This is a genomic window from Streptomyces sp. MAR4 CNX-425 (assembly GCF_048656465.1).
In the GTDB taxonomy this organism is placed as follows: domain Bacteria; phylum Actinomycetota; class Actinomycetes; order Streptomycetales; family Streptomycetaceae; genus Streptomyces.
The window spans coordinates 100,570-115,001 of sequence record NZ_JBMDLF010000015.1 but is presented as its reverse complement, the minus strand read 5'-3'; the positions used below and the strand labels follow the sequence as shown (position 1 = coordinate 115,001).

Here is a 14,432-nt window from a genome sequence, read left to right as displayed (position 1 = left end):
CCCACCATCCCGCATCACCGCAGGTCAAGACACAAACCACTGCTGGAGTACTAGCCCGGACCCATCCCCGCGTGCGCGGAGAGCAGGTGTTCGCGTCGGAGCCGCCCGAGCGGATGCGGGGTCCATCCCCGCGTGCGCGGGGAGCAGTCCCAGTCGAAGTCGAACGGCCCCGGCACGAGGGGTCCATCCCCGCGTGCGCGGGGAGCAGTTGTCTCCGGCCGCGTCGGAGCGGCGGTGCGAGGGTCCATCCCCGCGTGCGCGGGGAGCAGCGGAAGCCGCGGATCGCAAGCGCGTCATACTCGGGTCCATCCCCGCGTGCGCGGGGAGCAGTACCTGTCGGTGCTGCGCACCGTCGTCCCGCTGGGTCCATCCCCGCGTGCGCGGGGAGCAGGGCATCGGCAGCCGCATCGATGCGGGCAAGCAGGGTCCATCCCCGCGTGCGCGGGGAGCAGGTCGCCGGCCCGGTCGTGGACAAGCTGGCGCGGGGTCCATCCCCGCGTGCGCGGGGAGCAGGGCGATGTGCAGACAGCCTTTGGTTCATGATCGGGTCCATCCCCGCGTGCGCGGGGAGCAGCTGCGCGCTCAGGTGACGCAGCATGTCGCGGAGGGGCCATCCCCGCGTGCGCGGGGAGCAGTCGGCGGTCTCCCCCTGGACGCTGACAGAGCAGGGTCCATCCCCGCGTGCGCGGGGAGCAGACGAAGCCGAACCCGCAGGCGCACTTCGCGACGGGTCCATCCCCGCGTGCGCGGGGAGCAGTGGACGCCATCGGAGCTTCCGGAGGGCTTCCCGGGTCCATCCCCGCGTGCGCGGGGAGCAGAGCTTCTCGTTCCTGCTCCACGTCCCGGTTCAGGGTCCATCCCCGCGTGCGCGGGGAGCAGAGCGAAGTGCGCAGCGGCGGGGCCGGCCACGGGGGTCCATCCCCGCGTGCGCGGGGAGCAGACGGGGGCAGTGATGGCGACGTTCACTGACCTGGGTCCATCCCCGCGTGCGCGGGGAGCAGACCGGCAGAGACAGATTGCGGAACTGCTGCATGGGTCCATCCCCGCGTGCGCGGGGAGCAGTCAGCTACGTCCATAACGGCGTCCGCCGCCCGGGGTCCATCCCCGCGTGCGCGGGGAGCAGAAACAGGAAAGGGACTGGCTGATCACGGCCCTGGGTCCATCCCCGCGTGCGCGGGGAGCAGCGGACATCGAGGGCGGTGGGGCGTCCGGAGGTGGGTCCATCCCCGCGTGCGCGGGGAGCAGTGCTCCCAGGCGGCTTCGGCCGCCGCCTTGGCGGGTCCATCCCCGCGTGCGCGGGGAGCAGACGATCCGGTCTGCCCGGGCAGGGGTGATCTTGGGTCCATCCCCGCGTGCGCGGGGAGCAGTGCCGCCACGAATTCGGCTTTGCCAGCGAGAAGGGTCCATCCCCGCGTGCGCGGGGAGCAGGCCCGCGCCGTGCTCAGCGCGGCAGCTTGGGTGGGTCCATCCCCGCGTGCGCGGGGAGCAGCTCCGTCAGCGGCGCGCTGGCGGCCGAGCAGGCGGTCCATCCCCGCGTGCGCGGGGAGCAGTCCGTCTGCACGATCACCCCGTCCACGCGCCAGGGTCCATCCCCGCGTGCGCGGGGAGCAGTGTCCAGCGCGATGTACCGCCAGCCGCCGGAGGGTCCATCCCCGCGTGCGCGGGGAGCAGGAGGTGCGACCCAAGAAGCGGGACCCCGAGACGGGTCCAGCCCCGCGTGCGCGGGGAGCAGTGCTGGCCGAAAGCATTGAAGTCCATGTGATGGGTCCATCCCCGCGTGCGCGGGGAGCAGTTCAAGGCCATCGGGGCGATCTTCCGGTTCTGGGGTCCATCCCCGCGTGCGCGGGGAGCAGGGGTACGAGGGGGCGCGTCAGGTCTTGGAGGGGGGTCCATCCCCGCGTGCGCGGGGAGCAGCGCCGGCGTACGGTGCGCCAGGAGGAAGCGCAGGGTCCATCCCCGCGTGCGCGGGGAGCAGAAGGAAGCGTTCTTGATCGGAAGCGCGACCGGGGGTCCATCCCCGCGTGCGCGGGGAGCAGCTACTGACCAGGGAGGCACCCGCATGATCCCGGGGTCCATCCCCGCGTGCGCGGGGAGCAGGTCTTCTCCGGTACGGGTCGCAGTGCTGCGGTGGGTCCATCCCCGCGTGCGCGGGGAGCAGTTCGAGGTCATGAACAAGACCATGGGCCTGCTGGGTCCATCCCCGCGTGCGCGGGGAGCAGTTCGCTACCTACGGCCGCGAGCCGGGTGCGCTGGGTCCATCCCCGCGTGCGCGGGGAGCAGAAGTGGTCCGAACTAAAGTTCACCTATCTTTGGGGTCCATCCCCGCGTGCGCGGGGAGCAGACTTGCTGACCTGGGTGTTTATCGAGCGATGACGCCGTTCTGAGCAACCAACGAAGATTCGGACATTTCCGCCATTCAGTCTAGCTGGGACAGCACGTCCCGCCTCAGGTGCAGCTCAGCGTACGCCCATCGGAGCCACTGCCGGACAAGCCGGACAGGTGAGTGACCATCGGATGCCGGGAGGGGAGAATCAGCCGCGACGAAGCAAAGCTACAAAACGTCGATCACAAACATGAATTATCAGACAGAATCATTCAACGGCGCTATGCATCACCTCATCACGGGGTCTAATGCACGGCATGAACGACAGGCCGCTGGACCCGGCACGTATCGGTGAGCGATTGTCCTCGCCCGCCCGAACGGTGTGGGCGAAGTCCGACCAGCGCGAAGGCGGCAAAAGCGGTGCGTGGCTGCCGCTGTGGCGGCACATGGCCGACAGCGGGGCCGTGGCCGGGCGCCTCTGGGACGACTGGTTGCCCCGTCAGGTGCGGCGGTCGGTGGCAGAGGCTCTGCCGGGTGGGAACGAGGATGCGCGGCGTCTGGCCGTGTGGCTGGCGACGGTGCACGACATCGGTAAAGCCACGCCGGCCTTCAGCTGCCAGGTGGAGGATCTCGCCGCCGTCATGCATGACCACGGTCTGGCGATGTCGACCCGCCGCCTGCTCACCGACCGCAAAGCTGCACCGCACGGCCTGGCCGGACAGTTCCTCCTGGACGAGTGGCTGGAGGCGCGCGGCGCGTTCGCGAAGGACACACGGGGCCAGTTCACCGTGGTCGTCGGCGGGCACCACGGCGTGCCTCCGGACGCCGGGCAGGTCAGACAGCTCCGTGGCAGAAGTGAACTGTTACGCACGCGCGGGGCGGCCGAAGACGCGTGGCGGCGCGTGCAGACAGAGTTGCTGGACGCGGCCGCCGTGGTGTGCGGGGTTCAGGACCGGCTGTCCGCCTGGCGGGACATTCGGCTTCCTCAGACCGTTCAGGTGCTGCTGTCCGCGACCGTCATCGTCGCTGACTGGATCGCGAGCAACCCCGACCTCTTCCCCTACTTCCCCGACGCGCAGGACCAGACCTCCGCCGAGCGGATCGAAGTGGCCTGGCACGGGCTCGAACTCCCCGCCCCCTGGCAGGCGGTGGACCCACCGGCAGCAGCGGACGACCACTACGGCACCCGGTTCGCCCTCCCCGCCGGCGCGCAGGTACGACCGGTCCAGACCGCGGCGGTGGAGCTGGCTCGTGAACTGCCCGAGCCGGGGCTGCTGATCGTCGAGGCCCCGATGGGTGAGGGGAAGACGGAGGCGGCGCTGGCGGTGGCGGAGGTGTTCGCGGCGCGATCGGGCGCGGGCGGGTGCTTCTTCGCTCTGCCGACCAGGGCGACGGGTGACGCGATGTTCCCCCGGCTCCGGAACTGGCTGGGCCGACTGCCGGACGAGGACCGGGATCGTGGCGCGCACTCCGTGTTCCTGGCCCATGCCAAGTCTGCGCTGAATCCCCACTACACCTCGCTGATGGGCGCTCCTTCCCGCCCGATGGCCGTGGAGGCGGACGACCCGCGGACGAAGGGGTCGCAGCGCATCGACGGACACGTCGTGCACACCGCGGAACTGGTGGCACACCAGTGGCTGCGCGGCCGGAAGAAGGGGATGCTCTCCTCCACCGTCGCGGGCACGATCGACCAGCTCCTCTTCGGCGCGCTCAAGACCCGCCATCTCGCCCTGCGTCACCTCGCGCTGGCCAGCAAAGTGGTCGTAATCGACGAGGCGCACGCGTACGACGCGTACATGGACACCTATCTGGACGCCGCCCTGGCCTGGCTGGGCGCGTACCGGGTGCCGGTCGTGGTGCTCTCCGCGACGCTCCCTGCGGCGCGTCGGCGGGAACTCACGCGCGCGTACGCGGGCGGGCAGGCGTATCGGGAGCCGCTGCGGCCGGACTCCGCGCCGGTGTACCCGCTGCTCACCGCCGTTCCACCGGGCGGTACCGCGGTGGAACGCGCGCCGGCGGCGTCGGGGCGCGGTACGCAGGTCGTCGTCGAGGCGTTGGCGGACAGCCCGGAGGTCCTCGCCGAAAGGCTGGCCCGTGAACTCGACGGCGGCGGTTGCGCTCTGGTCGTCCGCAACACGGTGGACCGGGTGCGGGAGACCGCGGCCGTCCTGCGGGCGCGCTTCGGTGCGGAGGCGGTGACGGTCGCTCACGCGCGCTTCGTGGACCTGGACCGCGCCGCCAAGGACACCGACCTCCGCGAGCGCTTCGGGCCGCCGGATACCTCCCCCGGACGACGGCCGGAGACCGCGCACATCGTGGTGGCCAGCCAGGTCGCCGAGCAGTCGCTGGACGTGGACTTCGACCTCCTGGTCACCGACCTGGCCCCGGTGGACCTGGTCCTCCAGCGGATGGGCCGCCTGCACCGCCACGAGCGGGAGCGTCCGCCGCGGCTGCGGTCCGCCCGCTGTCTGGTCACCGGCATCGAACCGGATGACCAAGGCAGGCGGTGGACCGCCCCCGCCGGGCCGCCTCCCGTCCCGGTCCGCGGATCGGCGGCCGTGTACGGGGCCTGGCCGCTGCTGCGCGCGGCGGCAGTGCTCCGGCCGCACCTGGCGGACGGCGGCCGGCCGGTACGGCTCCCGGCGGATATCTCCCCGTTGGTGCAGGACGCGTACGGCGCGGCCCCTCTGGGGCCGACGGGCTGGCAGGACGCCCTGGCAACAGCGGAGAAGTCCGACGAGGCGCGGCGGGCCCGGCAGAAGGAGAAGGCCAGGACGTACCGGCTGGCCGCTCCCAAGGCGCCGGGGCGGTCACTGCTGGGCTGGATCGACGCGGGTGTCGGCGACGCGGACGACACCCCGGCTGGGCGGCAGCAGGTGCGGGACGCCGAGGACAACTTGGAGGTACTCGTCGTCCAGCGCACCGCCGACGGGACGCTGCGCACTCTCCCGTGGCTGCCCCCGGACGAGCGCGGACGGCGTCGCGGCGGGCTGGAGCTGCCCACCGACGCCGCGCCGGACGCGCACCGCGCACGCGCGGTCGCGGCCAGCGCGCTGCGCCTGCCGCGCCAGTTCAGCCACGAGACCGCGGACCGTGCGGTGACGGAACTGGAGGAGCTGTACATCGACGCGTGGCAGGGACGCGACTGCCACTGGCTGGCCGGCGAGCTGGTCCTGGCGCTGGACGAGGAGTGTCAGTGCTCTCTGGCAGGCTTCACACTGCGCTACTCGCCCGACGACGGTCTTGAGGTGACCCGTGTCCCCTGACGTCCAGGAACCGGTCCCCGACGCCGACGCGACGCCCTCCTTCGACCTGACCACCCAGCCGTGGCTGCCGGTGCTGCTGCGCGACGGGGTGGAGAAGGACCTGTCACTGACCGAGGTGTTCGAGCGGGCCGACGACATCCGGCGGCTTCCGGGCGACCTGCCCACGCAGGAGTTCGCCCTGGTCCGGCTGCTGCTGGCGGTGCTGTACGACGCGCTGGACGGCGGGCCGCCGACGCGGGACGCGTGGGCGGAGTTGTGGCAGGCGGGTCCGGAGGGCTTCCCGGCCGAGCAGGTGGCGGCGTACCTGTCGGAGCACCGGGGGAGGTTCGACCTGCTGCACCCGGAGCGCCCCTTCTTCCAGGTGGCGGACCTGCGGACGGCGAAGGACGAGGTCTTCAGCCTGGACCGGATCGTCGCGGACGTCCCCAACAACGACCGGTTCCTCACCATGCGGGCGCACGGCGCGCAGCGGTTGTCCTTCGCCGAGGCGGCCCGCTGGGTGGTGCACGCGCACGCCTGGGATGTCTCGGGCATCAAGACCGGTGCCGTGGACGACCCGCGGGTCAAGTCGGGCAAGGTCTACCCGCAGGGCGTCGCTTCGGTCGGGATGCTCGGCGGCGTCTTCGCGGAGGGGGACACGCTGCGCGAGACGCTCTTGCTGAACCTGATCCCCCGCGAGGACGACGACCTGCTGCGGCACGATGACGAGGACCTGCCCGTCTGGCGCCGTCCGCAGGCGCCGGGGGCGGCTCCGCTGCCCGCGGCGGAGGCAGGGCCGTACGGGCCACGCGGCAGGTACACCTGGCCCGCCAGGCGGGTGCGGCTGCACCATGACGGCCGTGAAGCGCACGGCGTGGTGCTGGCCTACGGGGACCCGCTCCCCTACCGGGACATGCACGGCTGCGAGCCGATGACCGGCTGGCGGCGCAGCGCGCAGCAGGAGAAGAAGCTGCGGACGAGCCCGGTGTACCTCCCGCGCACCCATGATCCGGCCCGCGCCGCCTGGCGGGGTCTGGCCGCACTGATCACCGGCTACCCGCCCGAAGCGGTGCAGAGTGCCGCCGACCGGGGCGCGGCACCGGGACTCACGCCCCGCGTGCTGGAGTGGCTGGGCCGCATGGCGGAAGAGAGCGCCGTGCTGGGCCGGGACCACCTGATCAGGGTGCGGATGGTGGGCTGTGAGTACGGCACCCAGCAGTCGGTGGTCTCCGATGTGGTCGACGACAGCCTGAGTATGTCCCTCGCGCTGCTCTCCCAGCAGGGCAGCAGGCTGCGGGACACGGCGATACGGGCCGTGCAACTCGCCGAGACCGCGGTCTGGCTGCTGGGCAACCTCGCCGCGGGCCTCGCCGAGGCAGCGGGCGCCGAGCAGGCGACGCCGCGGGCGGAGGCCCGCGACCGGGGCTTCGGCGAGCTGGAGGGTTCCTTCCGCCTGTGGCTGGCGACGCTCAAGTCCGGTGCGGATACCGGAGAACGGCTGGAGAGCTGGCGTCGCGTTGCGCACGACCGGGTGCGCGCGCTCGGCTCGGAGCTGGTCGAGTCCGCGAGCGAGGCCGCCTGGGAAGGCCGCGTCCTGGAGACCGCGAAGGGCGGCACGAACTGGCTGAACGCCGCGAGCGTGGAACGCGGATTCGGCAGGGAACTGCGCAAGCGCGTCCTGGCCCCGGAGGACGACGGACCCCCGCCCGGCCCCGACGGTGACGCCCCCTCACCAAACTGACCAGAGGAGCCCACGCCGTGACCACCAGCAGCGCCACGCCCACCGAGGCGGGGCGGGACGTGTACGAACCCGGCCCCGCCGGCCGTACGGTACTGGCGTGCCTGGAGCCGATCCAGCGCGGCTATGTGTCGCACGACGAACCATGGGCCGTCGCCCGGCTCGCCCAGCTCCGGCGCGGCGCGGGGAAGGCGCCTGAGGAGGTCCCGGAGCTGTTCGGCCTGATCGATATGGATGCGCTCTACACACCGGGGGGCCGGGTGCGGGGCAGTGAGCACGGGCCCACCGCCGTCCATCTGGCGGTCACCTTGTACGCGCTGCACCAGCAGTCCAAGCGCACCGGCCCGATGCATGTTCGCGGCAAGCGGCTCGGCGGCGCCGTTCGGGCGCTGATGCCACGGGGCGAGATCGACGAGTCGCTGCGCCGTCGTTTCGTCCGGGTCGCCGGGGCCACGTCGGCGAACGTACTGGCGTACCGGCTGCGGGAGTTGGTCCTGCTGCTGCGGGGCGCGGGCGAGCCGCTGGACTACGCCAGGCTCGCCGACCAGATCGAGCGGGTCCTCGATCCCACCCGGCGCCTGGCCGTCCGCCGGGAGTGGGGCCGTGAGTTCCACTCCCGGCGCCTGGACGAGGAAGCCGGGAACGCGAGTCCCACCGACGAAGGCGGTTCACCCGCCACCGGGAACGACCAGTGAGGAACATCCGTGAGCCGTACGATCGTTGACATCCACGTTCTCCAGACGGTCCCGCCGAGCAACCTGAACCGGGACGACACCGGCACCCCCAAATCCGCCGTCTACGGCGGCGTGCGCCGTTCCCGGGTCTCCAGTCAGGCGTGGAAGCGCGCCACCCGCACGGCGTTCGGGCGGCTGCTGGACCCGGCCGAGCTGGGCGTACGGACGAAGAAGGTCGCCGAACTGATCGGCGAGACGATCCGGGAGCTTCAGCCGGAGGTCACCCCCGAGGAGTCGTGGGAGCTGGCCAGGGCCGTCGTGGAGGCCGGTACCGGCGCGAAGCTGAGCGTCCCCGAGCGCAAGAAGCCCAAGAAGACCAAGGATTCCGCCGAGGCGGAGGAAGCGAAGCCGCTGCCGCCCGAGTCCCCGTACCTGATGTTCCTCAGCGCCCAGCAGCGGCGCGGTCTGTCGGAGCTGGCGATCGAGGGCCGTGCGGACATCGGCGGGTTCCTGAAGGCCAAGGAGAACAAGGAGCGCGCCCGGCAGATCGCCGACACCCGCCACTCCGTCGACATCGCCCTCTTCGGCCGGATGGTCGCCGACGGAGCCGACATCAACGTGGACGCCGCCGCCCAGGTCGCACACGCCCTCAGCGTGCACGCGGTGGAGAACGAGTCGGACTACTACACGGCGGTGGACGATGAGAACGAGGCGGACGAGACCGGCGCCGGGATGATCGGCACCGTCGAGTTCAACTCCGCGACGCTGTACCGCTACGCCGCCCTCGACGTGGACCGGCTCGCCGACAACCTCGGTCAGGGTGTGGACGAGGACGCCGACCGGGCCACGCCGGTGCGCCGGGCGGTCGAAGCGTTCGTCCGCGGCTTCGTCTCCTCCTTGCCCACCGGCAAGATCAACACCTTTGCCCACCACACCCCTCCGGACGCCGTGGTGGTCAAGCTGCGCGACGGCCGGCCGGTCAACTTCGTGGGGGCGTTCGAGGAGCCGACGATGGCCGAGTCGGGCAGCGGCCACGTCCGGCAGGCCAGCGAGCGGCTGGCCGAACAGATCGCCGACGTGGAGCGGGAGTTCGGCGAAGAGGCGCTGGCGACCTGGGTGGTCCTCGCCGGCCGCAACACCGCCAAGCTCGCCGAGGTCGGCACCCGGGTCACCCTGGCCGAGCTGGTGGCGAGCGTCGGCGCGGCGGTCGCGGAGCGGCAGGGCGGCGGGCAGTGAGTGTGCTGCTGCTCCAGCTCGCCGGGCCGCTCCAGTCCTGGGGCGCCTCCTCCCGCTTCGCGCGGCGCTCCACGGAGTCGGCGCCGACCAAGAGCGGAGTGCTCGGGCTGCTCGCCGCCGCCCAGGGCCGCCCCCGCACCGCCGATCTGTCGGATCTCGCCGCGCTGCGCTTCGGCGTACGCGTCGATCAGCCGGGCACGCGTGTGCGGGACTTCCACACCGCGCACCACCAGGTCAGCGGCAAGGCGATGCCGGTCACCGAGCGCTTCTACCTGGCCGACGCGGTGTTCCTGGCGGCGGTCGAGGGCGGCCGGGCACTGATCGAGGAGCTGCGCACGGCAGTGCGTGCGCCGCACTTCCTGCCGTTCCTCGGCCGCCGCGCCTGCCCGCCCGCACGGCGGCTCGACCTGGGCGTCCGGCACGACACAGGGCTGGAAGGGGCGTTGCGGGAGCACCCGTGGCTCGCCGCGGCCTGGTATCGGCGGCAGACCACCCGCGCCGCCCCGGACCGGCTTCCCGTGCTGCTGGACTCCGCACCCGACGACCCGCCCGGTGACATCGTGGCCGACCAGCCGCTCAGCTTCGACCCGCGCCACCGCCGGTACGCCCGCCGGTCGGTGCGGGTCGACGGCGTACCGCGGCCGGTCGAGATCCCGGGAGTCCCGGAGCACGACCCGATGCCCCTGCTGGAGAGCGACTGATGTACCTCACCCGCTTCCGCATCAACACCGCGCGGGCCGGAGCCCGCTTCCTGCTGTCCTCACCGCAGCGCCTGCACGCGGCGCTGCTCGCCGGCTTCCCCGGCCTGTCCACCGACCCCGAAGCCCGGCCCCGCATCCTCTGGCGCCTGGACCACGGCGACCGTACCGACGTGCAGGTCTACCTCGTCGGCCCCGACCGTCCCGACCTCACGGCCCTCGTCGAGCAGGCCGGCTGGCCCAGACTGGCCACACCCGAGGCCCCCGGCTGGGAGACCCGGCACTACCAGCCGTTCCTGCGCCGCCTGGCCAAGGGCGACCGCTGGTCGTTCCGGCTGACCGCCAACCCGGTTCACTCCATCCGCCGCAAGGACGGGGAACCGACCAAGCGCACCGCGCACGTCTCCCCGCGCCACCAGCTCGGCTGGCTGCTAAAGCAGCAGGAAAGGCACGGCTTCGAGCTGCTGCCGGGAGCGGCGCCGGACGCGGAGGACCCGCTGCACCGGCACGCCGTGGTCGTCCACGGCCGCCGTGACCTCTCCTTCCGCAAACGCCCCGGCGACCCCGCGCCGCCCGCAGGCGGGAAGGGGAATGGCACGCGGGGCGGCCCGGTCAGCCTGGCCACCACCGTCTTCAGCGGCGGACTGGAGGTCACCGACCCCGATGCCCTGCGGAACGCCTTGATCCACGGCATCGGCCGGGGCAAAGCGTACGGCTGCGGACTGCTCACCCTGGCACCACAGGAATAGCGATGACCACCGTCAGCAGGCGCGGCGCCTCCTCACCACGCGAACTCACCCGGATCGGCGACCGGTTGTCCTTCGTCTATCTGGAGCGCGCCGTCGTCCACTGTGCCGACAACGCGATCACCGCGGCCGACGGCGACGGCGTACGCCACCTCCCGTCCGCGACCATCGGCACGCTGCTCCTCGGACCGGGCACGAAGATCTCCCAGCAGGCGGTCCGGCTGCTGGGCGAGAGCGGCGTCGGCATCGTGTGGGTCGGAGAGCACGGCGTACGCTACTACGCCGGCGGCCGGGCCCTCTCCCGCTCCGCGGCCCTGGCCGAGGCCCAGGCACGGCTGTGGGCCAACCCGCGGACGCGGCTGGATGTCGCCCGCTCGATGTACGCGCTCCGCTTCCCCGACGACGACCCGGCCGGCCGCAGCCGCCGCGAGCTGCTCGGCAAGGAGGGCGACCGCGTCAAGGCGTGCTACCGCGCCGAGGCGACCCGCACCGGCATCCGCTGGCGCGGCCGCCGTTACGCCCACGGCGACTTCGCCTCCGGCGACGCCCCGAACCAGGCCGTCACAGCAGCCGGGCAGTGCATGTACGGCATCGCGCAGAGCGTGGTCGCGGTGCTGGGCTGCGTCCCCGGGCTGGGCTTCGTGCACTCCGGGCATGAGCTGTCCTTCGCCCTGGACATCGCGGACCTCTACAAGACGGAGATCGGTATCCCGGTCGCCTTCGAGGTCGCAGCGGAGAGCGAGGAGGACATCGGCCCGCGCGTGCGCCGCGCGCTACGCGACCGCATACACACCACCGGACTGCTGGAGCGCTGCGTCCGCGACGTGCAGGCGCTGCTCACCCCCGGGATGACGGCCGCGTCCGCCGAGGAGGGCAACCCCCCGCAGCAGGACCGGGTCATGCTCCAGTCCGACCGCGGCGAAGAAGTGGAGTCCGGCAGCAACCTCGGCGAGGGGCTGATCTGGTGACCGTGATCGTCCTGTCCAACTGCCCCGTCGGCCTGCGGGGCTTCCTCACGCGCTGGCTGCTCGAAGTCTCCCCCGGCGTCTTCGTCGGCAGCCCCTCGGCCCGTATCCGCAGCGCGCTCTGGGCAGCGGTGGACGAGTACGCGCACGAGGGCCGCGCCCTGCTGACGTACACCACCGACACCGAGCAGGGCTACACCTTCGAGACCCGCGACCACCACTGGCAACCGGAGGACCACGAGGGCGTCACCCTCATCCGCCGCCCCACCGACCAGCCCACCGCTCCAGCTCGCCCACCCCGCCAGGGCTGGAGCACGGCCGCCAAGCGCCGCCGCTACGGCCGCTGAGCGAACGAGCCGGGGGCGGAAGCCCACCGAGGGTTCCGCCCCTATCCTGTCAGGACCTGCTCCCTGGCAGGCAGGGAAGCCTGGTGACAGCCCTGCTCCCGCGCACGCGGGGATGGTCCCCGTGGCAACTCCCACCGTCATGCAAGGCCCTTCAAGCGCCCGCGACAGAAGCAGTCAGAACCGGCGTACCTTCGCCCCACGGTGCTCCAGCCCCGCCCGACCTGGCACGAGCGTGGCCGCCGCCGACCTCGACCGCCTCAAGGCGCAGGCCGACCAGGCCGTCGCTCCGGTCCGCGCCGTCGCCCGGCGCGCCACCACTCGGAGCTCCCGATTCCGGGCGGGGCAGGGCGCGGGGACGGGGCTGCTCAGCGGTGCGAGGGTCAGTCGGTCACCGCGGAGACGGCGACGCGGTCAGCCGTAGGAGGCCGACCACTTCCCGCGGGTGAAGTGGCATACGCCATCGGGGGTGATGTGCACGCGGCTGCCGTAGATCGGTAGACCTCCCTCGGCGTTGAGCCGGTGCCGGATGCGTTCCAGAGTCGTCCACAGTCGCCGCGGGCCCCCCTGGTGGACCGTGGGCGGATCAATCCACGTCGCCGACGCGCGGGCCCAGGAGCCGTCGGCGTGCAACAGCCGTGCCGTGCGCTGGTCGCCGTGTTCCTCGTAGAAGGTCTCGACCCCGGGCGCGGCGAGTTCGAGCATGGCGCGCACGTCCCACGCCTCCGCCACGTTCAACACCGGATAGCGGCCCCTGGTCACCTCCTCCCCCTCGCGATCGCGAACGGCCGTGAACAGCTCGCCCACGCCGGGCGGGTAGTCGGCGCCCGTGCGGGTGGACATGAACCCGGCGCGGTCCCACTCGACCACGCCGCGGGCGGCGCCGTCGGAGTCCTTGTCGGCCGTGACGATCACGTGCATGCGGGCGAGTGTGGTCACCAGCCGCCCGCCTGGACGTAGCGCGGCTACCACCGTGGCAAGATTGCGCAGCGCCACGAGTGACACGATGCGGTCGAAGTCGGCTGGCAGTGGTCCCGTAGCGTCACAGGTGACCATCCGGGGGGACATGCCGGCAGCGGCAAGCCGCTCCGCCGCCGTCTCGGTCAGGTACGGGTCTACGTCCATGGCCGTGACGTGCTCATCCCCCAGGCGCCGTACGGCGAGGGCGGTGCTGGCGCCGGTGCCCGTGCCGATCACGCCGAGGTCGGCACCGTCGTACAGCAGGCCGTGCCGCAGCATGCGCACCACGAGGCCGGGCATGGTGCCGGACGACGTGGGCACGCCGCGCGGCCGGTGGCCGGAGGTCGCCTGGTCGGCATGCAACGGGCCCACCCGGGTCACCAGGGACGTGTCCGAGTAGGCCGCGCGCAGCCACGCGGACTCGTCCGTCGGCCCGTCGCGCAGCGCCCAAGCGCCGTCGTCCGCCGGTTCCCACCACCGGGGCACGAAGACGTGCCGGGGGGTGGAGGCAACCGCTTCCCGCCATCGCGAGACGGGCGGGGCCACCTCGGCCGCGAGGCGTTCGGCATGGGGCTTCCAGTTCATCAGCGCCCTCACTCGCTAGTACTTGGGGTCGCACGCTTCCTGCTCTGCGGGCGAGCAGTCTCCGCCGTCCGAGGCGGGCTTGCAGTCGGGGTCACATGGGCCGATGTCCGCGCGAGCCGGGATCACGCGCAGCGCCTCGGCCCACGTCTCGCCGCCCAGGATCGCGCCCAGGGCACGGTTTCGCACGTTGCCACCGGTCAGCCACCGCGCAATAACGCACGGTGTCACCTCGCCCGAGGGCAGAACGGCCGCCTGCCCGTCGCCACAGCGCCCGCACAGCTCCGCCGCGTCGGTCGCGTCCGCCCCGGGCCGCAAGGCGCGGCCGAGCCGCCGTGTGCGGTCCGTGCGGATCGTCCTCACGCCGAGCGTTTCCAGTTCGCGCCGCGCCTCGGTCACGCGCTGCCCCGGCAAGACGGACACGATGCCGACGCGCAGCGGAATACCGCGCCGCACGGCCTCGACGACGTTGGCCCGGGTCCTTTCTAGCTGCCCGGCCGCGTGGTAATCGCGTCGTGTTCCTCGGCACGGTCGCTGTAGTAGCTGGTTGCCAGCTTCACGCCGTCGCGGTCGAGCACGTCCCACCAACCGGGCTTGATGTGGAACAAGTTGCTGTAGACCTCGGTCCGAAGGCCGAGGCTCAGCGCATGGTCGACCAGCTCGCGCCATGCCGGGTGCGTGGTCGGTTCCCCTCCGATGAGTTGCACCTCGCGCACGCCGAGTGCTGCGGCATCGCTGATCACGCGTCGCCAGTCGTCGGCCGTCATTGCGCCGTGCGTGCCGTGCGGCCCCGACTCGGCGAAACACTGCGTGCACTGAAGCTGGCAAGCTCCCGTGATTTCGAGTTCAAGCAAGCTGAGCCCCCCGCAGGGCGCACTGGCCGGACTGTCCACGATGGCGGTCACTCGCCGTACTCCTTCG

The 14,432-nt window shown here is 72.3% G+C and carries 11 protein-coding genes and 1 CRISPR repeat array; of the genes, 8 read left to right on the top strand and 3 right to left on the bottom strand.

All coding sequences use genetic code 11. From position 1 onward, the window contains the following. Positions 1–57: 57 nt before the first annotated feature. Positions 58–2,341: a CRISPR direct-repeat array (repeat unit 29 nt; unit sequence GGGTCCATCCCCGCGTGCGCGGGGAGCAG). Between the two features lie 299 nt (positions 2,342–2,640). The 8 genes from cas3 to cas2e are packed head-to-tail and all read left to right on the top strand — an operon-like array spanning position 2,641 to position 11,972. Beyond that, entirely contained in the window at positions 2,641–5,589 is a 2,949-nt protein-coding gene (gene cas3, locus ACHZ99_RS31310) for a CRISPR-associated helicase Cas3' (protein WP_420308208.1), read from the top strand. Continuing rightward, entirely contained in the window at positions 5,579–7,309 is a 1,731-nt protein-coding gene (gene casA / locus ACHZ99_RS31305; RefSeq protein ID WP_420308207.1) for a type I-E CRISPR-associated protein Cse1/CasA, read from the top strand. Before cas3 ends, casA begins: the two co-directional genes overlap by 11 nt. A 17-nt stretch (positions 7,310–7,326) precedes the next feature. Next, on the top strand, positions 7,327–8,001 hold the full coding sequence (gene casB, locus ACHZ99_RS31300; protein WP_420308206.1) for a type I-E CRISPR-associated protein Cse2/CasB: 675 nt from the start codon (positions 7,327–7,329) through the stop codon (positions 7,999–8,001). A gap of 9 nt (positions 8,002–8,010) precedes the next feature. Next, positions 8,011–9,216, top strand: a complete 1,206-nt coding sequence (gene cas7e / locus ACHZ99_RS31295) for a type I-E CRISPR-associated protein Cas7/Cse4/CasC (protein ID WP_420308205.1) — start codon at positions 8,011–8,013, stop codon at positions 9,214–9,216. Beyond that, the gene (gene cas5e / locus ACHZ99_RS31290) at positions 9,213–9,917 is read left to right on the top strand and encodes a type I-E CRISPR-associated protein Cas5/CasD (RefSeq protein WP_420308204.1); all 705 of its coding nucleotides are present in this window, start codon (positions 9,213–9,215) and stop codon (positions 9,915–9,917) included. The genes cas7e and cas5e overlap by 4 nt, the downstream gene beginning before the upstream one ends. Beyond that, the gene (gene cas6e / locus ACHZ99_RS31285) at positions 9,917–10,663 is read left to right on the top strand and encodes a type I-E CRISPR-associated protein Cas6/Cse3/CasE (protein WP_420308203.1); all 747 of its coding nucleotides are present in this window, start codon (positions 9,917–9,919) and stop codon (positions 10,661–10,663) included. The genes cas5e and cas6e overlap by 1 nt, the downstream gene beginning before the upstream one ends. A 2-nt stretch (positions 10,664–10,665) precedes the next feature. Further along, the gene (gene cas1e / locus ACHZ99_RS31280; RefSeq protein ID WP_420308202.1) at positions 10,666–11,628 is read left to right on the top strand and encodes a type I-E CRISPR-associated endonuclease Cas1e; all 963 of its coding nucleotides are present in this window, start codon (positions 10,666–10,668) and stop codon (positions 11,626–11,628) included. Continuing rightward, positions 11,625–11,972: a type I-E CRISPR-associated endoribonuclease Cas2e gene (cas2e, locus tag ACHZ99_RS31275; protein WP_420308201.1), complete on the top strand. Its 348-nt coding sequence runs from the start codon at positions 11,625–11,627 to the stop codon at positions 11,970–11,972. Before cas1e ends, cas2e begins: the two co-directional genes overlap by 4 nt. Positions 11,973–12,383: 411 nt before the next feature. On the opposite strand, the gene ACHZ99_RS31270 is transcribed toward cas2e, so the two are convergent. Genes ACHZ99_RS31270 through ACHZ99_RS31260 form a run of 3 tightly spaced genes read right to left on the bottom strand, consistent with a single transcriptional unit; the run spans position 12,384 to position 14,416 of the window. Further along, positions 12,384–13,514 (bottom strand): methyltransferase domain-containing protein, encoded by a 1,131-nt coding sequence (locus ACHZ99_RS31270; RefSeq protein ID WP_420308200.1) that lies wholly within the window; start codon positions 13,512–13,514, stop codon positions 12,384–12,386. Positions 13,515–13,529: 15 nt separating this feature from the next. Then, positions 13,530–13,967: an SPASM domain-containing protein gene (locus ACHZ99_RS31265; protein ID WP_420308199.1), complete on the bottom strand. Its 438-nt coding sequence runs from the start codon at positions 13,965–13,967 to the stop codon at positions 13,530–13,532. Between the two features lie 29 nt (positions 13,968–13,996). Continuing rightward, positions 13,997–14,416, bottom strand: coding sequence for a radical SAM protein (locus ACHZ99_RS31260; RefSeq protein WP_420308198.1), 420 nt, complete (start codon positions 14,414–14,416; stop codon positions 13,997–13,999). Between the last annotated feature and the right edge of the window lie 16 nt (positions 14,417–14,432).